Below are 22,844 nucleotides of genomic sequence, written 5' to 3' on the forward strand. Positions count from 1 at the left end.
CTTTACTTCGCAGCCGCGAGCTCGGCGGCCTTGTCGGCCGCGCCGTCCATGGTGTCCACACGCTGTACGAGCGGGTGGTTGGCGTCCGAGAGGATCTTGCGACCCAGCTCCGCGTTGTTGCCGTCGAGGCGCACGACCAGGGGCTTGCTGACGGTCTCGCCCTTGGACTTGAGCAGTTCCAGGGCCTGGACGATGCCGTTGGCGACCTCGTCGCACGCGGTGATGCCGCCGAAGACGTTGACGAAGACGGACCTGACGTCCGGGTCGCCCAGGATGATCTCCAGGCCGTTCGCCATGACCTCGGCCGACGCGCCGCCACCGATGTCGAGGAAGTTGGCGGGCTTCACGCCGCCGTGGGCCTCGCCCGCGTACGCGACGACGTCGAGGGTGCTCATGACGAGCCCCGCGCCGTTGCCGATGATGCCGACCTCGCCGTCGAGCTTGACGTAGTTGAGGCTCTTGGCCTTGGCGGCGGCTTCGAGGGGGTTGGCCGCGGCCTTGTCCTCAAGGGCCTCGTGGCCGGGCTGGCGGAAGTCGGCGTTCTCGTCCAGCGAGACCTTGCCGTCGAGCGCGATGATCTTGCCGTCGCCGGACTTGATCAGCGGGTTGACCTCGACGAGCAGGGCGTCTTCCTTGATGAAGACGGTCCAGAGCTGCTGGAGGACGTCGGCGACCTGGTCGGCGATCTCGGCCGGGAACTTCGCGGCGGCGACGATCTCGGCGGCCTTCTCAGGGGTGCAGCCCTCGTTGGCGTCGACCGGGATCTTGGCGAGCGCTTCGGGGTTCTCCTCGGCGACGACCTCGATCTCCACGCCGCCCTCGACGGAGGCCATGGCCAGGAAGGTGCGGTTGGTGCGGTCGAGGAGGAAGGAGACGTAGTACTCCTCCGCGATGTCCGCCGTCTGGGCCAGCATCACCTTGTGGACCGTGTGGCCCTTGATGTCCATGCCCAAAATGGCGTCGGCCTTGGCGACCGCGTCGGCCGGGTCGGAGGCCAGCTTCACGCCGCCGGCCTTGCCTCGGCCGCCGACCTTGACCTGCGCCTTGACGACAGCCTTGCCGCCGAGACGCGTGGTCACCTCGCGCGCCGCCTCAGGCGTTTCGATGACTTCACCGGCCAGCACCGGTACACCGTGCTTGGCGAAGAGGTCCCTCGCCTGGTACTCGAACAGGTCCACGCGCGTCCGTCCCTTGTCTGTCTTCTAAGATTCGCAGTGATCGCGGTTCGTAATCTGCGTGGGCGTGCCGCGATGGGCAACGTGACTGCGCTTGTCACAACGTGACTGCACTTGTCACAAGGAATGCGCAGACGGAGGTCCCGGAGCGCGGCATGTCCGTCTCGCAGGTTATCCCCGTGGACCGTGGACCCCTAAATCACAGATCACCCCTGAGCGGTGATACCTGTCACAGGCGTGCTCAGGCGGTGTCCGGTATCGGCAGGGGGCGCTTCTCGATCGCCGCCGCCATCACCTCCGGGAACAGGTCGGGGGTGCAGGCGAAGGCCGGGGCGCCGAGTGCGGCGAGGGCCGCCGCGTGGTCACGGTCGTAGGCGGGGGCGCCCTCGTCGGACAGCGCGAGCAGCGCCACGAACTGCGTGCCGGACGCCCTCATCGCGGCGACCCGTTTCAGCATCTCGTTGCGGATACCGCCCTCGTAGAGGTCGCTGATCAGGACCACGACGGTGTCGGCGGGGCGGGTGATCCGCGACTGGCAGTAGGCGAGCGCGCGGTTGATGTCGGTGCCGCCGCCGAGCTGTGTGCCGAACAGGACGTCGACGGGGTCGTCCAGTTGGTCGGTGAGGTCGACCACCGCCGTGTCGAAGACGACGAGGCGGGTGGAGATGGAGCGCATCGAGGCGAGGACGGCGCCGAAGACGGAGGCGTAGACGACTGACGCCGCCATCGAACCGGACTGGTCGATGCACAGGACGACCTCCTTCTTCACCGACTGCGAGGCGCGGCCGTATCCGATGAGGCGTTCGGGGACGATCGTGCCGTACTCGGGCAAATAGTTCTTGAGGTTCGCGCGGATCGTGCGGTCCCAGTCGATGTCCCGGTGGCGCGGCCGGCTGATCCGCGCGGAGCGGTCGAGGGCGCCGGTGAGCGTGGCGCGGGTGCGGGTGGCGAGCCGCTTCTCGATGTCGGCGACGACTTTCCGTACGACGGCGCGCGCCGTCTCCTTCGTCGTCTCGGGCATGGCCTTGTTGAGCGAGAGGAGCGTGCCGACGAGATGGACGTCCGCCTCGACGGCCTCCAGCATTTCCGGTTCGAGCAGGAGCGCGGAGAGGCCGAGCCGCTGGATCGCGTCGCGCTGCATGACCTGCACGACGGAGCTGGGGAAGTACGTACGGATGTCGCCGAGCCAGCGGGCGACCGAGGGGGCGGAGGCGCCGAGCCCCGCGGAGCGGTTGCCGCCGCTCTTCCTGGACGTGCCGGTGCCGTTTCCGCCCCCGCCTCCGCCTCCGTACAGAGCGGTCAACGCGCCGTCCATCGCCGCGTCCTGGCCGGTGAGCGTGCGCCCGGTGCCGTCGGCGGAGTCGCCGCCGAGCACCATCCGCCAGCGCCTCAGCCGCTCGTCGGCCGCGTCGGTCGTGGTGCCGGTCGTGGTGCCGGTCGTCGTCCCGGTCGTGGTCATCCGGCCACCCCCGCAGGGTCGTTGTCGTGGTGGTTGTCGTGGTTGTTGTCGTAGTTGGTGTCGCCGAGGAGCAGGCGCAGGACCGGCAGGACCGCGTCCGCGCGGGTCTCGTCGATACCGGCTCCGAAGCCGGGGATCCCCGCCTCGGCACGGTCGGCCCGCGCGCCGTCGCCCGCCGATCCGCGCCGGACCAGCTCGCCGAGCGTGCGGCGCACTCCCGGTTCGTACGCGGAGAACGTACGGCGCAGAAGGGGCAGCACGTCCGTGAACGAGCCGTCCGGCACCCCCGTCAGCCAGGTGTCCACGAGGCCGAGCAGCCGCTCGTCGTGGACCAGGAGCATTCCACCGCCGGACGCTCCCCCGACGAACCCCTCGATCCAAGCCGCCGCGTCGGCCGGCGGGGCGCCCGGCGACAGGGCGAGGCCCATGAGACGCGCGGCCTCGTCCTCGGCGAGTCGTCCGTCGTCCAGGAGCAGCCGGGCGGACCGGCCCCGGATGACACCGGACACGGTGTCCCGCGCGGCGAGTTTGCGCAGGACGGCCTCCCAGCGCCCGGACAGGTCCCCTGCGGGGCGGCCCGGGACCTCGGGCAGCAGGCCGATCGCGGTGTGGACGCTGTCGAGATGCCCTCTCATCTCGGCCGCGCCGTCCGCGTCGAGCGCGGCGCAGGCGGGCGGCAGCCCGACACAGATCCGCTCGGCGAGCCCGGCGGCGACCTCGCCGAGCGCCGCCGTGTCGGTGGACCGTACGTCTCCGTAGCGCAGCGAGCGGGCGAGGGCGGGCAGGGCCTGGGCGAGGTGGGCGACATCGGCGTCCAGCGCGGCGCGGTCCGCGAGGGCCTTCATCACCACGGGCAGGGCGTCGGTCAGCTCGGCCAGGAGGCACTGTTCGGCCAGGGCCGTGACATCGGCGAGGGTGGTCGCCGACACCGCGCGGGACTCGGCCTTGGCGGTGGCCGCCGAGAGGACCGTGGTGCCCCAGACCCCGGCCTCGGCGACCCGTACGTACAACTCGGGCTCCCAGCGCAGCCGCCAGCTCTCGCGGAACGTGCCCGTGCTGCCGCGCCCGGCGGCCGGTTCGCCCCAGCCGATGCCGAGCAGCCGCAGCCGGTGCAGCATCCTGCTCCGCCCGGCGTCCGTCTCCTTACGGAGGTCGAGGTCCAGCTCGCGCTCCAGCGCTTCGGGCTTGAGCCGCAGCGAGCGCTGGAGCCGGGTCAGGTCGCGCTGCAACGGCACGGCCGGCGCGGAGTCGGGAACCTCGCCCAGGACGTCCCCGACGACGAGCCGGTCCCGGATGAGTCCGAGCGGCACGTCCGACCCGTCGCACATGACGGCGCGGATCGCGTCGGTCGTCTCGGTCAGTCCGGCCAGGGGCCGGCCGCGCATGGTGGCCAGGGTCTCGGCGAGCCGTACCGCCTCGATGACATGGGCGGAGGAGATGGGCTGGTCCTCCTCGCGCAGCAGACCGGCGACCTTGGTCATCCAGCGCTCCACGGGGCGGTCGGGTGCGCCGAAGAGATGGCCGTACCAGCCAGGGGAGTCGATCCCGGCGCCGTATCCGCTGTGTCTGGCCAGTCGGTGGTGGGTCCATGGCACCCAGGTCATCTCGGACTTGACCTTGGGTAGTGCCTTGAGGAGGGCGCGGTCGGCGGTTGCCGTGGTCTGCGCGTGGAGTGCGGGCACGTGCCACGCGCCGCAGACGACGGCGACCCGGTCGTCGCCGAACTCCTTTCGCGCCGCGCGGAGTTGGATGCGCATGTACGCCTCGCGGACCAGGTCGCGGCGGTGGCCGCCGTCGCCGTATTCCTCGCGCAGGGCTGTCATCGCCTCGCCGACGGCGGCGAACGGCGCGAACGGGTCGTCGTCGGCGGCGGCGCGGTGCTCCACGACGTCTTCCCACCACCGCTCGGCGTCGTCGTACCCGGCGGCTTCGGCGAGGACGGCGAGCGGATCGACGCGCAGGGCGCGGGCGGAGGCGTCGGGGTCGGTCTCGCTCTCCGCCGCCCCGTCCCCGTCCCCGTCCCCGTCTCTGCCCTCGTCTCTGTCCTCGTCCGTGTAGGCCAGGGAGTGCGTCGCGGGAAGGTCGATGAAGCGGACCGGGACGTCGTGGGCGAGCGCCCAGCGGATCGCGACCCACTCCGGGGAGAACTCGGCCAGCGGCCAGAACGCCGCGCGCCCCGGATCGTCCACGGCGTGCGCGAGCAGCGCGACGGGCGGGCGCATCTGGGGATCCCCCGCGAGGGACACCAACGCGTCGCCCTCGGGCGGGCCTTCGACCAGGACGGCGGACGGCGCCGCCGCGTCGAGCGCCGCCTGTACGGCACGGGCCGAGCCGGGCCCGTGGTGCCGGACGCCGAGCAGCAACGGCCCGCTCCCGGCCGGCCACGTGGGGGTCGCCTCGCGCGGCATCGTCATGCGCCGACCTCTCGGCAGGCGCGGTAGAAGTCCTTCCAGCCGTCCCGCTCACGCACGACCGTTTCGACATACTCCTGCCAGATCACCCGGTCCGCCGCCGGGTCGCGGACGACGGCGCCGAGAATGCCGGACGCGACGTCGCCGGGCCGCAGCACGCCGTCGCCGAAGTGCGCGGCGAGCGCGAGGCCGTTGGTGACGACGGAGATCGCCTCCGCCGTGGAGAGCGTCCCGGACGGCGACTTGATCTTCGTACGCCCATCGGCCGTGACGCCGTCGCGCAGCTCGCGGAAGACCGTGACGACCCGGCGGATCTCGGCGATGCCTTCGAGACCGCCCGGCAGATCGAGCGAGCGCCCGATCTGGTCGACGCGCCGCGAGACGATGTCGACCTCCGCCTCGGCGGTGGCGGGCAGCGGCAGAACGACGGTGTTGAAGCGGCGGCGCAGCGCGCTGGACAGGTCGTTGATCCCCCGGTCACGGTCGTTGGCGGTCGCGATCACGTTGAACCCGCGGACCGCCTGGATCTCCTGCCCCAACTCCGGGACCGGCAGGGTCTTCTCGGACAGGATCGTGATGAGCGAGTCCTGCACGTCGGCCGGGATGCGCGTCAGCTCCTCGACCCGGGCGGTCATGCCTTCCGCCATGGCCCGCATGACGGGACTGGACACCAGCGCGTCCCGGCTCGGACCGTGGGCGAGCAACTGCGCGTAGTTCCACCCGTAGCGGATGGCCTCCTCGGGCGTGCCCGCCGTCCCCTGCACCAGCAGGGTCGAGTCACCGCTGACGGCGGCGGCCAGATGCTCGGACACCCACGTCTTCGCCGTGCCGGGAACGCCGAGGAGCAGTAGCGCCCGGTCGGTGGCGAGTGTGGTGACGGCGACCTCGATGATCCTGCGCGGGCCCACGTACTTCGGCGTGATGACCGTGCCGTCCGGGAGCGTCCCGCCGAGGAGATACGTGGCGACCGCCCACGGCGAAAGCCGCCATCTGGCCGGCCGGGGCCGGTCGTCGGCGGCGGCGAGCGCCTTGAGTTCGTCGGCGAACGCGTCCTCGGCGTGCGGTCGCAGGACCTCGGCGCCGACGGGCTCGCCGACCGTCTCGGCAGTCGTCGCACTCGTTTCGGGCATGGTCATGGATCCCCCTCCAGATCGTTCGACCGGCTACGGGATCCACGGTGCACCATGCCACTGACAATCGACCGTTTCCGCAGGTCGGAGCCGGTTGTCAGTGGGGCGGCCTAACGTCGTGGGCATGGATGAAGCGGGGGTGCGCTGGACGACGGAGCAGGTGCTGGCCCTGGCGCCTGACGATGCGTCACGCAAGGCGGGGGCCAGGCTGAGCGCGGCCGGGCCGTGGTCGGACGCGGGCAGCAGCGACGAGGGAGCCGTATGGGGGCTGTGCAAGGGGAGCGGCAAGAAGCCGTATCAGACGGTGATAGACACGAAAGGCCCGGCGTACAAATGCAGTTGCCCGAGCCGCAAGTTCCCGTGCAAACACGCGCTGGGGCTGCTGCTGCTCTGGGCGGCCGAGGAGGCGTCGGCGGTCCGGACGGTCGTGGACGTCGGGGACGGGGAGGCGCCCGACTGGGCGCGGGAGTGGCTGGGCTCCCGCCACAAGCGCGGCGAGGAGCAGGAGAAAGCCGCGAAGGACGGGGCCGGCGGAGCGGCCAAGTCGGCCGACCCGGAGGCGGCCAGACGCCGGGCGGAGCGCAGGGCCGCCCGGATCACGGGCGGGGCGCTGGAGCTTGAGCAGCGGCTGACGGATCTGCTGCGCGGCGGGCTGGCGGCGGCCGAGCAGTCGGGATACGGGCTGTGGGAGGAGACGGCCGCCCGCATGGTGGACGCGCAGGCGCCCGGACTGGCGGCGCGGGTGCGGGAGCTGGGTTCGATTCCGGGCTCGGGGGCGGGCTGGCCGGTGCGGCTGCTCGAAGAGTCGGCGCTGCTGCATCTGCTGGATCAGGGCTGGCTGGGGATCGACCGACTGCCCGCGCCCCTGGCGACCACGGTCCGCACGAGGGTCGGACTCCCCTCCCCCGCCGACGGCCCGCCGGTCAAGGACCACTGGCTGGTCCTCGCGCAGTACGACACGTCGGACGGCAAGATCACCACGCGCCGGATCTGGCTGTACGGGCGGGAGTCGGGGCGTACGGCACTGGTGCTGGGGTTCGGCGCGGCGGGCCGATCGCCCCAACCGGCGCTGCCGGTGGGCCGGGTGATCGAGGCGGAGCTGACGCCGCACGCGGGGGCGGGGCAGTTGCGCGCCGATCTGGGCGAGGAGACGGGCATCCCGCAACCGGGCGGGGCGCCCCCGACGGGCGGGCCGACCACGGCGGCGGTGGAGACGTACGGGGCCGCGCTGCGGGAGGATCCCTGGCTGGAGTCCTGGCCGGTGACGCTGACGGATGTCATACCCGTCCCGGACGGGGACGAGTGGCAACTGGCGGACGCGGAGGGGGAGTCGGCCCTGCCGATCGCACCGTCGTCGCTGGCGAGGCCGGGCCTGTGGAAGCTGGTGGCGCTGTCGGGGGGCGGCCCGGTGACGGTCTTCGGCGAGTGCGGGCACCGAGGATTCGTACCGCTCGCCGCGTGGTCGCCGGACTCTTCGGAGACGGTCCGCCTGACATGACCGTTCCCCGGTATCGGGTTCGTCCTCAATCGCCGGACAGGCTCAAAGCAGCCCGTCCGGCGGGCATTTCAAGCCCGTCCGGCGATTGAGGACGAACGCGGCCCACAAGCCGCGCAACCTGACCAACGCACCGGATCCGCACCACGCCCTACACCCCTCCCCTATCCCCTATCTATACGTATACGGAGGCATCCGATGACCCGCACCACCTCCTGGGAAGACCTCGTCACCTCCGCCCTGCTCGGCACCGATCGACGCACCCCACCGGCCGAGGTCATCGCTCCCGGCCAGGACGCGCCCGGCGCGCTGCTCGACGCCGCCGCGCTCCACACGCTGCGGCGGCGGGCGGGGCTGCTCCCCGCGCGCGCCGGCGCCCGGCCGGAGCCGGCGCCGTCCGACGACCGTCGCGAACTGCCGGAACCCGCACGCAGGCGCCTCGCCCAACTGCTGGCCGACCGCTCGGCCCCCGCCGGTACGGGCGGCAGACGCGGTACGGCCCCTGACCTCACCGAACTGCTCCCCCAGTGGCTCACGACCGCCAACCACCAGGGCTACCGCGCCCCCGCCGCCGCGCTGCCCGCGCTCCTCGACGCCGCGCGCGGGCGCAACGACCTGCGGCCGCACGCCCTCGCGTTCGCCGGAGCGCGCGGGCTGTGGCTCGCGCGCTTCAACCCGGACTGGAAGTTCGCCCTGCGCGGCGCGTCCGGCGGCGCCGTCCTGCCGAGCGCCCAGGACGCCGAAGCCGTACGGCAGTTGTGGGAGCAGGGGCTGTTCGCCGAGCGCGTCGCACTGCTCGCGGCCGTACGCGCGCAGGACACCGGCGCGGCGCGGGCGCTGCTCGCCACGACGTGGTCGACGGAGCGCGCCGAGGACCGGCTGATGTTCCTCGACTCGCTGCGCGCCGGACTCTCCGACCTGGACGAGCCTTTCCTCGAGGAGGCACTTTCCGACCGCAGCCGCAATGTCCGCGCGACCGCCGCGGAGTTGCTGTCCGCGCTGCCGAACTCCGCGCTGGCCGCGCGGATGGCCGCGCGGGCGGCCACGTGCGTGAGCCTGGACCGCACCGGCGGCCCGGCAGGCCCGACCGTCGTCGTCGAGGCGCCGCACGAGTGCGACGCGGACATGCAGCGCGACGGGGTGAGCCCGACACCGCCCAGCGGCCGGGGCGAACGGTCCTGGTGGCTGGGTCAGTTGGTGGAGGCGACGCCGCTGTCGCTCTGGCCGGGCCGACTCGGGGACCGTACGCCCGAGGAGATCGTGACGCTGCCGGTGCTGGACGGCTGGACGGACGAACTGCACGCGGCCTGGTGCCGCGCCGCCGTCCGCCAGCGGGACGCCCGCTGGGCCCGTGCCCTGCTGGGACCGCCGGCCGCGTCCCCGGCCACCGGGCCGGGGGCGTCGTCCCTCGCGGAGCGGGCGAAGCTGCTCGCCACCCTGCCCGTGACGGAACGGGCGTCCTGGGTGGCCGAGTTCATAGCCGCGCACGGCCTGTCGGAGGCGTTCCAGCTCCTCGGGGTCTGCGCGGTGCCGTGGTCCGAGCCGCTGGGCCGCGCGGTGGTCGACGCGCTCGACATCGCGCGGGACGGCGGGAGTTACCCGTGGAGCTTCAGCGGTGTGATGGGCCTGGCCGAACGCTGTCTGAATCCGGCGGAGGCGTCCCGGCTGGAAATCCTCACCGCCACCCCGGACGAGCCGGAAGGCGCGTCACCGGGGGCGGGCGGCTACTGGTCGGAGGCGTTCCAACGCCTGGTCTCCACGCTGCGGCTGCGCGCCGCGATGCTGTCGGAACTGACGGGTGAGGAAGGTGGGGAACGGGCCGACCTGTGCCCGTCCGGCACTTGAGGACACACAGCAGCCGCCCGGCGTCCCGGCACCCGGCGTCACCGCACCACCACTACGCTCCCGCCGGCTGCCGGACATGCGCGTTCACCCAGTCGACGATCGACGTCGTCGTCGCGCCCGGCGTGAAGATCTCCGCCACGCCCTTGTCCTTCAGGGGCCCGATGTCCGCCTCCGGGATGATGCCGCCGCCGAAGACCTTGATGTCCAGCGCGTCGTGCTGCTCCAGCAGGTCGATGACCTTCGCGAACAGCGTGTTGTGCGCGCCGGACAGGATCGACAGACCGATCGCGTCGGCGTCCTCCTGAATCGCTGTGTCGACGATTTGCTCAGGCGTCTGGTGCAGCCCGGTGTAGATGACCTCCATACCCGCATCCCGCAACGCTCGCGCGATGACCTTGGCCCCGCGATCGTGGCCGTCGAGACCCGGCTTGGCCACCACCACACGGATCGGACCGGTCACACCCATCACTGCCTCCACATACCGACGTCGTCGTCATTGGCACAGGTCCCCGCACCGATGAGGGCCGAAGAGGTGAACGAACGTTATCTCCAGCATCTCCCACGCCACTGTTTCGCGACGGCCGGGGAGGGGGAAATCACACATTGGGACATGTTCACTCTGCGTCGTGCCGGCCCCACCCGGCACGGGAGCCGCAAGGGAGCCGCTTCCCGTGTGGCGTAGGGAGGTAGGTCAATGAGGATCCCGCCTTTCTCCGAGCTTTTCGACCTTTTCTCGCCCTTTCCCTCCGTGGTGCGGCGGCCGGCGGCCTGGGAGCTGCCCGTCACCCTCCTGCGGGCCTCGGCCCTCGAGGTGGCGATCCTCGCCGGTCATCTGGTCCTGTATCCGGCCGGAATCACCAAGGAGCGCCCCGCCCCCGAGCTGCCGCCCGAGGCGGCCACACTGCCCACCGAGGGCCGCTCACGACCGCCTGTCCTGCTCCTGCACGGATTCGTGGACAACCGCTCCGTCTTCGTCCTCCTGCGCCGCTCACTGGCCCGGCACGGCTGGCGCCATCTCGAATCCCTCAATTTCTCCCCACTGACCAGCGACATCCGGCTCGCGGCCGAGGTGCTGGGCCGCCACATCGAGGAGATCTGTGCCCGTACGGGACACCGCGAGGTCGACATCGTCGGCCACAGCCTCGGCGGCCTGATCGCCCGGTATTACGTACAGCGAATGGGCGGTGACGTACGGGTGCGGACCCTGGTCACCATGGGCACCCCGCACGCGGGCACCGCCGCCGTCCCGCTGGCGAGCGCGCATCCCGTCGTGCGGCAGATGCGGCCCGGTTCCGACCTGATCGAGGAGCTGCGGCAGCCGGCGCCCGGCTGCCGGACCCGGTTCGTCAGCTTCTGGAGCGATCTCGACCAGGTCATGTCACCGGTGGACGCGGCCCGCGTCGACCACCCCGACCTCGTCGCGGAGAACGTGGGCGTGACCGGCATCGGCCACCTCGCGCTGCCGGTGCATCCGGCCGTCGCCGCCGGAATCCGTTACGTCCTGGAGCACGACGGCAGCGCGGACCTCGCAGGTCTCGCCGAGTCGGCCGAATGGGCGGGAAATGGTACGGAACGGGCGGAGGGCCAGGCCGACGGGGCGATATCGGTGGCGTAGGGATCGCGCGACGTCCCGACCGCCGACATCGAAATTGGTTGCACTCACACCCGATTCGATGTTGCTTCGACATCTCACCGACACCCTGGAAATCGAACACCTCTCGAACGTAGAGCCAAAGGTGTGCCCGCAGTCCGCCGAAAGACGGCCGAATGCCCGTTTCCAGAGCGCCCGGAAGCCGCCGAAGATTGTCGCCGTCGCATACCGCCGGGTACAGTCGCGGCCACTGCTTTCCCTTCTGGGTACCTCCGTGCGTCAAGGCGGCCCAGGAGCCTGGTTCTGCTGCCGAGGCGAGAGAGAAGTTGGTGAACGACCAGCACCCCCACGCCGGATACGCCGCCCACGACGGCTATTCCACAGGCAGCTTCGACAGTGACCCGCTCTTCGGCGCGCTTCCGGGCACGAGCCCGGTGGGCACGGTCACTTACGAGTCGGACCACAGCGGTCAGTACGACTCGGCGCAGTGGAACGCGGGTTACGAGGGTTACGACCCCTACGCGACACAGGCGCCGCACGCACCCCAGGCCCAGTACGAGGCGTACGACGCGTACGCGGCACAGGCCCAGCAACTCGACCAACTCCAGCAGCCCCAGCAGTCGTACGACACGACGGGCCAGTGGGACGCCAACGCCTGGAACGAGGCGAACGAGGCCGGTCAGACGGCCAGTTACGGTTACGAGTCGGCCGAGCAGTGGGCGGCGGCGCCCGTCGCCGACACCGGCGCGTACGACGCCACCGCCTGGAACTCGGGCGCACCCGTGGCCGCCCCGGCGGACGTACCGTTCCAGACCGAGCAGTTCCAGCCTGAGCCGTTCCCGGCAGAGGTTCCGGCCGCGTACTACGGCGACACCACGACGTACGAGCCCGCGGCCTACGAGCCCGAGCCCGAGGTCGAGCACCAGCACGAACCCGCGTACGACCAGCCGGAGTTCGCGCAGGACGACTACCCGCACGGCGAGTACGCGCGGCGCGAGCATGAGTACGACTACGACACGCCCGGTCCGGAGCCTGAACAGGTGTCGGAATCGGAGCTGGAGCCCGAACCGGCCCACTCCGAGGACGCGGACCAGCTCGTCGGGGCCGCCACCGTCACCGCCGCGACCGCCGCACCCCCCGCCCCCCGCTCCGTACGCCGCGCGGCCGGAAGCGCCCGTGGCAGGCGCCGTACACCGACGAAGCGTTCGGCTCTGCTGACCGTGGCCGTGCCCTCCGCCTGTGTGATGGGCGTGGCGGGTATCGCCGCCGCGTCGGTCGGCGGACTCGGCGCCGAGGAGACCAAGGACAGCTCGACCTCGCTCAGCGCGTCGGACGCGTCAGCGGTCAAACCCGCCGCGGTCAACAACAAGCTCGACACCCAACTCGCCGCTCTCGACGCCGACGCGCGTGACTTCGGGGACCGCGCCAGCCGCACCCAGGAGCGCATCGACCTCAAGGAACGCCAGGCGCAGGAGAAGAAGAAGCGCGACGAGGAGGCCGCGGCCCGTGAGGCCGCCCGCCCCAAGTTCGCGATCCCCGTGGCGAATCACGCACTCAGCGCGTATTACGGCCAGGCCGGCGTCAACTGGATGTCGATGCACACGGGCATCGACTTCCCCGTCTCGTACGGCACGCCGGTCATGGCGGCGACGGACGGCACCGTCCGTACGCAATGGAACGGCTCCTACGGCAACATGGCGATCGTGACCGCCGCCGACGGCACCGAGACCTGGTACTGCCACCTCAGCAGCACGAAGATCCGCTCCGGCCAGGTCAAGGCCGGTGACGAGATCGCGTACTCCGGGAATTCGGGCAACTCCACCGGTCCGCACCTGCACTTCGAGGTACGGCCGGGCGGCGGCGCGGCGATCGACCCGCTGGCCTGGTTCAGCAGCCACGGTCTCGACCTGTAGCAGGCACGGCGACCCGCACAGCGCGCACAGCGACCTCACCAGGCATACGACGGATGCGGCGGGCCTCCCGGCCCGCCGCATCCGTATGTCCGCGTGCTTCTACAGCTTGTCGACCGGCGCGTACCGCAGCAGCAGCCGCTTCGGCTTGGAGTCGCCGAAGTCGATCGTCGCCTGCGCGTCGGCGCCCGACCCCGTCACCGTGACGACCGTGCCGAGCCCGAACTGGTCGTGCGTGACCCGGTCCCCCACCGCGAGCGAGATGACCGGCTTCTCGGTCGCGCGCCGCGTGGCGAAGCCGGCGGGGCCCGACCGTGAGCGGGACGTGGACAGCGAGGACGTGATCCCCGACGTCGGTCCCGCCGGAGCCGCCATCGGGCCGGTGCGCTTCCAGTGCAGATGCTCGCCCGGGATCTCCTCCAGGAAGCGCGACGGCGGATTGTACGAGGGCTGGCCCCAGGCGCTGCGCATCGAGGACCGGGTCAGATACAGCCGCTCGCGGGCGCGCGTGATGCCGACATACGCCAGCCTGCGCTCCTCCTCCAGCTCCTTCGCCTGGCCGAGCGCGCGCATGTGCGGGAAGACGCCGTCCTCCATGCCCGTCAGGAAGACGACGGGGAATTCGAGCCCCTTCGCCGTGTGCAGCGTCATGAGTGTGATGACGCCGGAGCCGTCCTCGTCCTCGTCGGGGATCTGGTCGGAGTCGGCGACGAGCGCGACGCGCTCCAGGAACTCGGCGAGTGTGCCGGACGGGGCCGCTGCGACCGCGTCCGCGTCAGCGTCAGCCGTCGCCTCATCGGAGTCGGCACCCGCCGCACCCGCACCCGCTGCGCCCTCCGCACCTGCGCCCTCTGCACCCGCGTCCACACCCGCGTCCGCGTCCGTGGTCGCTGTCGCGTCCGCCCCCGCCGCCTGGGCCCGCTCCTGCTCGAACTCCAGCGCCACGGCGGCCAGTTCCTGCAAGTTCTCGATCCGCGTCTCGTCCTGCGGGTCGGTCGACGCCTGCAACTCGGCCAGATAGCCGGTCCGTTCGAGCACGGCCTCCAGGACCGTCGCCGGTCCGGCGCCGGACTCCACGACCGTACGCAGCTCCTCCATCAGCGTGTTGAAGCGCTTCACGGCGTTGGACGAGCGGGCCGCCATGCCGTACGCCTCGTCCACCCGGCGCAGCGCCTGCGCGAACGAGATCTTCTCCCGTACCGAGAGCGCGTCGATCATCGCCTCCGCGCGGTCGCCGATACCGCGCTTGGGCACGTTCAGGATCCGGCGCAGCGGGACGCTGTCCTCCGGGTTGGCGAGGACGCGCAGATAGGCCAGCACGTCGCGGACCTCCTTGCGTTCGTAGAAGCGCACACCGCCGACGACCTTGTAGGGCAGGCCGACGCGGATGAAGATCTCCTCGAAGACACGCGACTGCGCGTTCGTCCGGTAGAAGACCGCGACATCGCCCGCCTTGGCCTCCGACGCGTCCGTCATACGGTCGATCTCGTCGGCGACGAACTGCGCCTCGTCGTGCTCGGTGTCGGCCACGTACCCGGTGATCTGGGCGCCCGCTCCCGCGTTCGTCCACAGATTCTTGGGCCGCCGGCTCTCGTTGCGCTCGATGACCGCGTTGGCCGCGCTGAGGATCGTCTGTGTGGAGCGGTAGTTCTGCTCCAGCAGGATCGTCGTCGCGTCCGGGTAATCCTCCTCGAACTGGAGGATGTTACGGATCGTGGCGCCCCGGAACGCGTAGATGGACTGGTCGGCGTCACCGACGACGCACAGCTCGGCCGGGTCGTGTCCCTCGCCCGAGGGGCCGACCAGCTCACGCACCAGGGTGTACTGCGCGTGGTTGGTGTCCTGATACTCGTCCACCAGGACGTGGCGGAACCGGCGGCGGTAGTGCTCGGCGACGTCCCCGAACGCCTGGAGCAGATGGACCGTCGTCATGATGATGTCGTCGAAGTCCAGCGCGTTGGCCTCGCGCAGCCGCGCCTGGTACATCCGGTACGCCTCGGCCAGCGTCTTCTCGAAGGGGTCCGTGGCCTGACCGGCGAAGGTCTCCTCGTCGATCAGCTCGTTCTTGAGATTCGAGATCTTGGCGCTGAACGCCTTCGGGGGGTGGCGCTTGGGGTCGAGGTCGAGATCACGGCAGACCAGGGCCATGAGCCGCTTGGAGTCGGCGGCGTCGTAGATGGAGAACGACGACGTGAAACCGAGCCGCTTCGACTCGCGGCGCAGGATCCGCACACAGGCGCTGTGGAACGTCATGACCCACATGGCGTTGGCGCGCGGTCCGACCAACTGCTCGACGCGCTCCTTCATCTCGCCGGCGGCCTTGTTGGTGAACGTGATGGCCAGTATTTCGCCGGGATGCACGCTGCGGGTCCCCAGCAGATACGCGATCCGGTGCGTCAGCACCCGGGTCTTGCCCGAGCCCGCGCCGGCCACGATGAGCAGCGGCGATCCGGTGTGTACGACGGCGGCGCGCTGCTCGTCGTTCAGCCCCTCGAGCAGCGCCGCCGGGTCCACGACCGTGCGCGGGGCACCGTCGCGGTGATACGGATCCCTGGGCGGGGGCACGTCGAACTTCCCTCCGAAGAGATCGTCGGGCACCTGTTCCGGAACGGTGTCCTCGGGCGGCGGCGGGGGCTCCTCGGCCGAGGGCTGGAGGTCCGCCAGGAAGCTGTCGTCAAAAAGGCTGCTCATCGCTTCCTGAGTCTAGGGTGCCGCACTGACAGCCCGCCGCCGCATGGCGCCACACGGCCTCGCGGGGCCGCCGACGAGCGTTTACGCGAAAGGTCACGAAAATGTATCGGGCATATCGGAATCGAACCTTCACAGGGGCACCACAGGTTGGCTAGCGTGCTCGCCGAGGCGGTCCGTACTCCACCGGCGATCAGCGCCGGGCGGGCGGCCTGCGCCGAATCCGGGCTTCCCGAAGGGGGGTTCGGAACCGGGGACCCACCATGTTCGACCGGGGTGAATCGGGCCGCGTTCCTGGCCCGTAGGGCAGCCTTCCGTTCCGCCCGAACCCGACAGCTAACCCGGTAGGCGGTCCACGGAAGGAGATGTCGACCTTGGCGTCGCATCGCAAATCGCGCAGTCGGACCGGCATGCGCGCGAACACTCCGGCTGTCGGCTTCACGACGGCCGCCCTCGCCTCCGTCACGCTGCTGTCGACGCAGAGCGCCACCGCCGCGCCGGCCGAGCCCAAGCCCTCGGTGGAAGAGGTGCAGAAGAAGGTCGACGACCTGTACCGGCAGGCCGGTACGGCGACGCAGCAGTACAACAAGGCGAAGGAAGCGACCGACACCCAGCGCAAGTCGGTCGAGCGGGTCCTGGACGACGTCGCCAAGAGCGCCGACAAGGTGAACGAGGCGCGGCGCGCCCTCGGTACGTATGCGGCGGCGCAGTACCGCGCGGGCGCGGTCGGTCCCACGGCCGCCCTGATGTTCGCCGACAGCCCGGAGTCGTACTTCGAGCAGACCCAGTTGATGAGCCGGCTGACCGACCGCCAGCAGGAGGCCGTCGAGGACTTCCAGAAGGAGCAGCGGTCCGCGGCCCAGCAGCGCGCGAAGGCGACCAAGAGCCTGGAAACGCTGACCGAGTCGCAGACCTCCCTCAAGGAGGGCAAGCAGAAAGTCCAGAACAAGCTCGCCGCGGCGCGCTCGCTGCTGTCGGAGCTGACGGCCGAGGAGAAGGCGCGGCTCGCCGAGCTGGAGCGGAAGAAGGAGCAGGAGGCGCGCCGCAAGGCCGAGGCGAAGGCCAAGGAGGAGGCGGCGGAGCGCAAGCGGCAGGAGGAGGCGCGGCAGGAGGAGGCGCCCGCCACCGGCGGCACGGACACCGGGACGGACACCGGCGCGGACACCGGGACCGGCTCGGGGGCCACGGACGGTACGTACGCGGCCAAGGCCGAGAAGGTCCTCGCGTTCGCCCGCGCCCAGATAGGCAAGCCGTACGTGTGGGGCGCCACCGGCCCCGACTCGTACGACTGCTCGGGGCTGACGGCCGCCGCCTGGAAGGCGGCGGGCGTCCAACTGCCGCGTACGACCTGGGACCAGGTGAAGGTCGGCACGCGCGTCGCCACGGCGGATCTGCTCCCCGGCGATCTGGTGTTCTTCTACGACGACATCAGCCACGTCGGCATCTACAAGGGCGACGGCAAGATGATCCACGCGCCGAAGCCGGGTGCGAACGTCCGTGAGGAGTCGATCTACTACATGCCGATCTACGGCAGCGTGCGCCCGGCCTGAGCCCTGGCTCCCGGGGGCTGCCCACGGGGTCTCACGGGCCCCTCTCACCGCCTGTGCGATCATGCGAAAAAGTGCCCTGGGGAGGGGCCGTCGCGGTGGTCTCGAACACCGCGGTGGTGAGAGAGGGAGTCCGGCATGAACGCGGGTGGGGATCAAGACGGTTCGTCCGTGTCCGACGACGAGTGGGAGCGATTCCTGCGGGAGTCGGCGGAGGGCGTGCCCGACGCGCCCAAGGAGGCGTCGGCGCGGGCCCGGATCGTGACGCGGCGGCTGCGGGAGGAGCCCGCGCCACCGGAGGGATGGCGTACGCACCAGCCGCCCCGGCGGCCGAGGCGGCTGAAGGGCCGGTACGTCGTCGGGCTGCTGGCCGCTGTCGCGCTGCTGGCCGTGGCGCTGGATCCGGGACGCGTCACCGGGTGGTTCGAGGACGACGGCGGGGCCGGGGGGCCGCTCGCCGCGGAGTCGGAGCGCCCGGACCAGCCACCGCCCATGGAGCCGGCCGGGCTGCCCACGCTGGACGAACCGTTCAAGGGGTCGCCCGCGGAGCGCTGGGACAGCGGGACGGCCGGGATCACGGTGCCCGTGGCCAAGGCGACCGGGTGGATGAGCGAGGCGCAGGTGAAGGACGCGCTCGACAGCAGCCGTGACTTCCTCGCCGCGTCCAGTCTGGATCCGGCGGTGCTGCGGGGCGGGCAGCCGGCGGAGGCGATCGCGCTGATCAATCCTCATCAGAAGGACGTCCAGGACTTTCTGGCGACCGCGTTCCGCGCGCCGAGCGAGGAGAACGACCCGCTGCTGCTGTTCAGCCGGTTCGACAAGGAGCACACCCGTGTCGTCGGGGACGTCGTCAAGACACGGGGGCGGATCAGCTACCAGGAGGGCGAGCGCGGTGCCCTCCAGGTGAGCGCCGATGTCACGTATGTCTACCCGGTCACGCGGGCGGCGGCGGACAGCGGCGGCGACGACGAGGTCGCGCGCGTGATCGTGCGCCGCGAGACGGTGCTGAACTGGGACGATCCCGCCAAGGTGATCACCGAGCGGGGGTCCTTCTCCCTCGTTTCGTACAAGGTCCATATGACCAACGGCGGCTGCGGCGACCCCACCGGCTACCTCGTCCCCGAATACGGAGCCGAGCAGGCCGCCGACGCGGATGGGCCCGCGATCGACCCCTACGACCGCAGCGGGCCGGTGACCGAGGGGACGGCGGGCGCGGACGGGGAGTGCGGGGCGGCGACGCGGTCGTAGGCGGACACGCCCCTGGCGTCCTCTCCCTTATGGGCTCTACGGGCCGTCCGGGCCGTCCGGGCCGTCGAGGAACCAGACGTCGACGGGTTCCATCTCGTCCTGTTCGGCGCCCCCGACGGTGACCAGGGCGCGGCCGTCCGGGGTGAAGGCGGCGAGGCTCGGCTTGGACGACAGCCGCCGCACCCGGCCGTCGCCGAAGAGGATGTCGCCGTCGTCCGACGACATGAACGCGAGCGGTCCGTTCGCGGTCCACGCCGCCCGCGCGGTGTAGACCGACATTCCCCGAGAGTGGTCATGGGAAAAATCTAGCCGCGCCCACTGACAGTCCGGCCGGTCCGGGGCCCGCGTACCACCGTTCCCCCGCCCGTGTGCCGGTGTCGTCGGATCGGTCAGGTTCTGTCCGGAAGTGTCGAATCCGGTGGGATCCCGGCGGCCACAATCCGTCGCCGATCTACCGGCCTCGGGCAATACCGGCCATGCCAGCGCGCGTCCGTGACCCGCGCGCCTAGCGTCCTGTCCCGTAAGGGCCATCCGGGCCTGCGTGGAACGAAGGATGTGGACGCCCCCGTGGCAGCGCACCGCCGACCCCGATCCAAGTACCGCCCGTTCAGCGGCCCCTACGGCCGTACGGCGGCCACGCTCGCCCTCGCGGGAGCCGCGACGGCCACCGGTCTCGAAGGCTCCGCACACGCCGAGCCGCAGCTCACGCCGGCGCAGGTGAAGGCCAAGGTCGACAAGCTCTACCACGAGGCGGAGGCCGCCACCGAGAAGTACAACGGGGCGAAGGAGAAGGCGGACGACGCGCGCTCCTCGCTGGACCGACTGCGCGACGAGGCCACCCGGCGTACGGAACAGCTCAACGTCTCGCGCGACGCGCTCGGCTCGATCGCCACCGCGCAGTACCGCGCGGGCGGCCTCGACCCCGCCGTACAACTCGCCCTCAGCTCCGACCCCGACGAGTATCTGCGCGGTTCGGCGCTCGCCGAACGGGCCGGCTTCCAGCAGGCCCAGGCCGTCAGCAGGATGCGCGCGCAGCTCGGCGACATCGGCCGCCTCCGTACGAAGGCGGACGGAAAACTCGCCGACCTGAAGCAGCGTCAGGCGGAGCTGGCCACACACAAGTCCACCGTCAACAAGAAGCTCGAGGACGCCCGGAAGCTGCTCGACCGGCTCACCGCCGCCGAGCGCGCGCGGTACGCCGGGACGGCCGGGACCAACGGGACCGCCGACGCCGCTACGGCGACCGTGGCCGCGCCCAACGCCCGTGCCGCCGCCGCGGTCGCGTACGCGCGCGGGGCGATCGGCAAGCCGTACGTGTGGGGCGCGACCGGGCCCGACGGGTTCGACTGCTCCGGACTCACCCAGGCCGCCTGGCGCGCCGGCGGAGTGGACCTCCCCCGCACCACGTACACCCAGATCAACGCGGGCCAACGGGTCACCCGCGCCCAGCTCGCGCCAGGCGACCTGGTGTTCTTCTACTCGGGTATCTCGCATGTCGGGCTCTACGTCGGCGGCGGGCAGATGATCCACGCCCCTCGGCCCGACGCCGTGGTGCGGATGGCCCCGATCGACCAGATGCCGTTCGCGGGCGCGGCCCGCCCCGCGTAACGCCCCGCGTAACGCCCCGGAGCCCCCGGCGCCCACCCGGCCCAAGCCCGGATGCCGTGCCATGCCCGTCGCACGACGATGACGCCATGAGACACGGACGGGCCTTCGCGACCGCGCTCGCTGTCGGCTCGCTGCTCGTCCTCGCCCCGGTCGGCGTCACCCCCAAGGGCTGCGGCGACCTCACCGGCGGCCGGCTCTGTGTCGAGGGCCCGGTGGGCGGCAAGGGGGCTTTCACCACGCGTTACGTACGCCACGGCGCCGGCCGCGCCAAGGGCCCCGGCCTCCCCGTCCAGCTCGGCTACCAGCGCAAGGACGCGCGGATCACCGCGTTCCCCGGCTGGTTCGGCACCCTCCGTACCAAGGACGGCTCGGCCGCGCTGACCGGCACGCTCGACACGGCACGCGGCGAGTGCGTCCGGGGACTCATGCACCACGACGGCCGGGACTACGTCACCGAATGGCTCTGTTCGAGCTGATCCGACCGCACCTCCTGAAGAGGCGGGCTCACACCAGCCTGCGCGCCGTCGCCCACCGGGTCAGTTCATGCCGGTTGGAGAGCTGGAGCTTGCGCAGCACCGCCGAGACGTGCGACTCGACCGTCTTCACCGAGATGAAGAGTTGCTTCGCGATCTCCTTGTACGCGTAACCGCGCGCGATCAGCCGCAGCACCTCGCGCTCGCGCTGCGTGAGACGGTCCATGTCCTCGTCCACCGGCGGCGCGTCGGTAGAGGCGAACGCGTCGAGGACGAAGCCCGCCAGCCGTGGCGAGAAGACCGCGTCGCCGTCCTGGACGCGGAAGACCGAGTCCACCAGGTCGGTGCCGGTGATTGTCTTGGTGACATAGCCGCGCGCCCCGCCCCGGATCACGCCGATGACGTCCTCCGCCGCGTCGGACACCGACAGCGCCAGGAACCGCACCGGGTCCTCGGCCGCCGCCATCAGCGGCGCGCAGCGGCGCAGGACCTCCACGCCGCCGCCGCCGGGGAGATGGACGTCGAGGAGGACGACCTCGGGGCGGGTGGCCGTGATGACCGTGACGGCCTGGTCGACGTCGGCGGCCTCGCCGACGACCTCCACGCCCGTGGTCGCGGTCTGCCCGATCTCGGCCTGTACGCCGGTGCGGAACATCCGGTGGTCGTCGACCAGCACCACCCGCACGCGCCTGGTCAAACCCTCTTCCTCGCCGCTCGTGCCGCCGCCGCTCGTGCCGCCCGTCCCGCTGATGCCGGTCATGCGTCCGCCGCCCTCTCCATCTCAAGCTCCACTTCCGTGCCCCCGTCGGGCGCCGAACGCACCCTCGCCGTACCGCCGTTGCGTTCCATCCGGCCGAAGATCGACTCCCGTACGCCCATCCGGTCGTCGGGCACCGAGTCCAGATCGAACCCCGGCCCCCGGTCTCGTACGGAGATGAAGACCGTCCGGCCCTCGACCTCCGCGAAGACCTGCACGGCGCCTCCCTCGCCACCGTACTTGGCGGCGTTGACCATTGCCTCGCGTGCTGCCTGCATCTGTGCGGTCAGTTTCTCGTCGAGCGGGCAGTCGCCGACCACCACGACCTCGATCGGTACGCCGTGGTAGTCCTCCACCTCGGCGGCGGTCGCCTTCACCGCCTCGGCGAGGGTGTCGGGTTCGTTCTCCTCGTCCTTGCCGGTGCCTTCCGGCTTGTACAGCCAGGCGCGCAGCTCCCGCTCCTGCGCGCGGGCCAGGCGCCGCACCTCGCCGCCGTCGTCCGCGCTGCGCTGGATCAGCGTGAGCGTGTGCAGGACGGAGTCGTGGACGTGCGCGGCGACCTCCGCGCGTTCCTGGGCGCGGATGCGCATCAGACGCTCGTCGGACAGGTCCTGGGTCATCCGTACGAGCCAGGGCCCGGCGAGCAGCGCGACTCCGGCGATGACGGCGATGGCCGCCGTAAGGACGTTGCCGAGCTGGGCGGCCGAGCCGCGTACGACCATGAAGACGGTCAGGCCCATGCCGACGAGGGCGACACCCGCGAGTCCGCGCGCGACCTGGAAGATCCTGCGGCGCCTGTTGTCGGTCGACAGCGAGGCCCACTGCGCGCGGCGCGCGTTGTCGGCCTGGCGCCAGACCAGGACGACACCGGCGCCGATGAGCAGCGTCGGCCAGATGTAGTTGCCGCCACGGCCGAGGTCGGCGCCGGCGACGAAGACGGTCGCCACGACGAACAGCGCGATGATCGCCAGGGTCTGTCCCCGGTCGGGTTTACGGAGCCGGCGCCGCCCGTCGCCGGTGGTGTGGAACAGCGGGCGCGTCTCGGTGGGGGTGCCGCCGACGCCCAGCGGGACGACGATCCAGAAGATGGCGTACAGCAGCGCGCCGAGCCCCTGCCCCAGGAACAGGGCGAGGAAGACGAGCCGTACCCAGCCGACCGGCAGCCCCAGATGGCCCGCGAGCCCGCGTGCGACGCCGCCCAGCAGTCTGCCGTCCGCGCTGCGGTAGAGCTTGCGCAGGGGCTGCTCGTCGGCCCCTGGTGCCGTCCCTGACGCCCGGTTCCGGCTCCGGGGCGCGCTCGACGATCCCGCGGCCGAAGTAGAAGAAGACGACGACGAGGAGGACGAGGAGGACGAGGAGGACGAAGACGAGGACGACGGGGGTGGGGTAGGCGTGGCGACCGGCATGCCATTGATGGTCACACGGCGGTGCGGCCCGTGGCATCAGGGCTGCGCCCTGAGAGCGGCCCCGAGAACGACCCTGACACCCCCGGGCCGCCCCGGAGCCT

Annotated in this window: 17 protein-coding genes and 1 riboswitch; of the genes, 8 read left to right on the plus strand and 9 right to left on the minus strand. The window is 71.4% G+C overall.

Features of this window, described 5'->3' with window-relative positions; translation table 11 throughout:
• Window positions 1-2 precede the first annotated feature (2 nt).
• From sucC to OG329_RS14810, 4 genes are all read right to left on the minus strand, one after another.
• Window positions 3-1,178: an ADP-forming succinate--CoA ligase subunit beta gene (gene sucC, locus OG329_RS14795; RefSeq protein WP_405795537.1), complete on the minus strand. Its 1,176-nt coding sequence runs from the start codon at window positions 1,176-1,178 to the stop codon at window positions 3-5.
• Window positions 1,179-1,416: 238 nt separating this feature from the next.
• Window positions 1,417-2,634 carry a VWA domain-containing protein gene (locus OG329_RS14800; protein WP_405795538.1) on the minus strand — a complete coding sequence of 406 codons (1,218 nt, stop codon included), beginning with the start codon at window positions 2,632-2,634 and terminating at the stop codon, window positions 1,417-1,419.
• Window positions 2,631-5,048, minus strand: a complete 2,418-nt coding sequence (locus OG329_RS14805) for a DUF5682 family protein (RefSeq protein ID WP_405795540.1) — start codon at window positions 5,046-5,048, stop codon at window positions 2,631-2,633. Before OG329_RS14805 ends, OG329_RS14800 begins: the two co-directional genes overlap by 4 nt.
• Window positions 5,045-6,181: an AAA family ATPase gene (locus OG329_RS14810; protein ID WP_405795542.1), complete on the minus strand. Its 1,137-nt coding sequence runs from the start codon at window positions 6,179-6,181 to the stop codon at window positions 5,045-5,047. The genes OG329_RS14805 and OG329_RS14810 overlap by 4 nt, the downstream gene beginning before the upstream one ends.
• A 118-nt stretch (window positions 6,182-6,299) precedes the next feature.
• Between OG329_RS14810 and OG329_RS14815 the strand changes: the two genes are divergently transcribed.
• Window positions 6,300-7,673, plus strand: coding sequence for an SWIM zinc finger family protein (locus OG329_RS14815; RefSeq protein ID WP_405795543.1), 1,374 nt, complete (start codon window positions 6,300-6,302; stop codon window positions 7,671-7,673).
• Between the two features lie 195 nt (window positions 7,674-7,868).
• Entirely contained in the window at window positions 7,869-9,515 is a 1,647-nt protein-coding gene (locus OG329_RS14820) for a DUF5691 domain-containing protein (RefSeq protein WP_405795545.1), read from the plus strand.
• Window positions 9,516-9,567: 52 nt separating this feature from the next.
• Here the strand turns inward: OG329_RS14820 and OG329_RS14825 are convergent, their stop codons facing one another.
• Window positions 9,568-9,981, minus strand: coding sequence for a cobalamin B12-binding domain-containing protein (locus OG329_RS14825; protein ID WP_405801844.1), 414 nt, complete (start codon window positions 9,979-9,981; stop codon window positions 9,568-9,570).
• A gap of 228 nt (window positions 9,982-10,209) precedes the next feature.
• Here OG329_RS14825 and OG329_RS14830 point away from each other — a divergent pair, with 228 nt between their 5' ends.
• Together OG329_RS14830 and OG329_RS14835 are read left to right on the plus strand one after the other, a co-directional pair.
• Window positions 10,210-11,130, plus strand: coding sequence for an esterase/lipase family protein (locus tag OG329_RS14830; protein WP_405795547.1), 921 nt, complete (start codon window positions 10,210-10,212; stop codon window positions 11,128-11,130).
• Window positions 11,131-11,435: 305 nt separating this feature from the next.
• Window positions 11,436-13,019, plus strand: a complete 1,584-nt coding sequence (locus OG329_RS14835; protein WP_405795548.1) for a peptidoglycan DD-metalloendopeptidase family protein — start codon at window positions 11,436-11,438, stop codon at window positions 13,017-13,019.
• A 99-nt stretch (window positions 13,020-13,118) separates the two neighbouring features.
• On the opposite strand, the gene OG329_RS14840 is transcribed toward OG329_RS14835, so the two are convergent.
• Window positions 13,119-15,707, minus strand: a complete 2,589-nt coding sequence (locus tag OG329_RS14840) for an ATP-dependent DNA helicase (protein WP_405795549.1) — start codon at window positions 15,705-15,707, stop codon at window positions 13,119-13,121.
• Between the two features lie 202 nt (window positions 15,708-15,909).
• Window positions 15,910-16,071, plus strand: a riboswitch (cyclic di-AMP (ydaO/yuaA leader).
• Here OG329_RS14840 and OG329_RS14845 point away from each other — a divergent pair.
• Window positions 16,070-17,254: an NlpC/P60 family protein gene (locus tag OG329_RS14845; RefSeq protein ID WP_405795551.1), complete on the plus strand. Its 1,185-nt coding sequence runs from the start codon at window positions 16,070-16,072 to the stop codon at window positions 17,252-17,254. It overlaps the preceding riboswitch by 2 nt.
• A gap of 135 nt (window positions 17,255-17,389) precedes the next feature.
• The gene (locus OG329_RS14850) at window positions 17,390-18,499 is read left to right on the plus strand and encodes a hypothetical protein (RefSeq protein ID WP_405795553.1); all 1,110 of its coding nucleotides are present in this window, start codon (window positions 17,390-17,392) and stop codon (window positions 18,497-18,499) included.
• Between the two features lie 36 nt (window positions 18,500-18,535).
• On the opposite strand, the gene OG329_RS14855 is transcribed toward OG329_RS14850, so the two are convergent.
• Window positions 18,536-18,778, minus strand: a complete 243-nt coding sequence (locus OG329_RS14855; RefSeq protein WP_405795555.1) for a hypothetical protein — start codon at window positions 18,776-18,778, stop codon at window positions 18,536-18,538.
• A gap of 288 nt (window positions 18,779-19,066) precedes the next feature.
• Here OG329_RS14855 and OG329_RS14860 point away from each other — a divergent pair, with 288 nt between their 5' ends.
• Both OG329_RS14860 and OG329_RS14865 read left to right on the plus strand, forming a co-directional pair.
• Entirely contained in the window at window positions 19,067-20,107 is a 1,041-nt protein-coding gene (locus tag OG329_RS14860) for an NlpC/P60 family protein (protein ID WP_405795557.1), read from the plus strand.
• An 86-nt stretch (window positions 20,108-20,193) separates the two neighbouring features.
• Window positions 20,194-20,583: a hypothetical protein gene (locus OG329_RS14865; protein ID WP_405795559.1), complete on the plus strand. Its 390-nt coding sequence runs from the start codon at window positions 20,194-20,196 to the stop codon at window positions 20,581-20,583.
• Window positions 20,584-20,611: 28 nt separating this feature from the next.
• Here the strand turns inward: OG329_RS14865 and OG329_RS14870 are convergent, their stop codons facing one another.
• Window positions 20,612-21,340 (minus strand): LuxR C-terminal-related transcriptional regulator, encoded by a 729-nt coding sequence (locus tag OG329_RS14870; protein ID WP_405795561.1) that lies wholly within the window; start codon window positions 21,338-21,340, stop codon window positions 20,612-20,614.
• A complete protein-coding gene (locus tag OG329_RS14875; RefSeq protein WP_405795562.1) occupies window positions 21,337-22,743 on the minus strand; it encodes a PspC domain-containing protein in 1,407 nt (468 codons plus the stop codon). The genes OG329_RS14870 and OG329_RS14875 overlap by 4 nt, the downstream gene beginning before the upstream one ends.
• Window positions 22,744-22,844: the final 101 nt, after the last annotated feature.

The sequence above is a fragment of the Streptomyces sp. NBC_01506 genome (assembly GCF_045040295.1).
GTDB lineage: Bacteria > Actinomycetota > Actinomycetes > Streptomycetales > Streptomycetaceae > Streptomyces.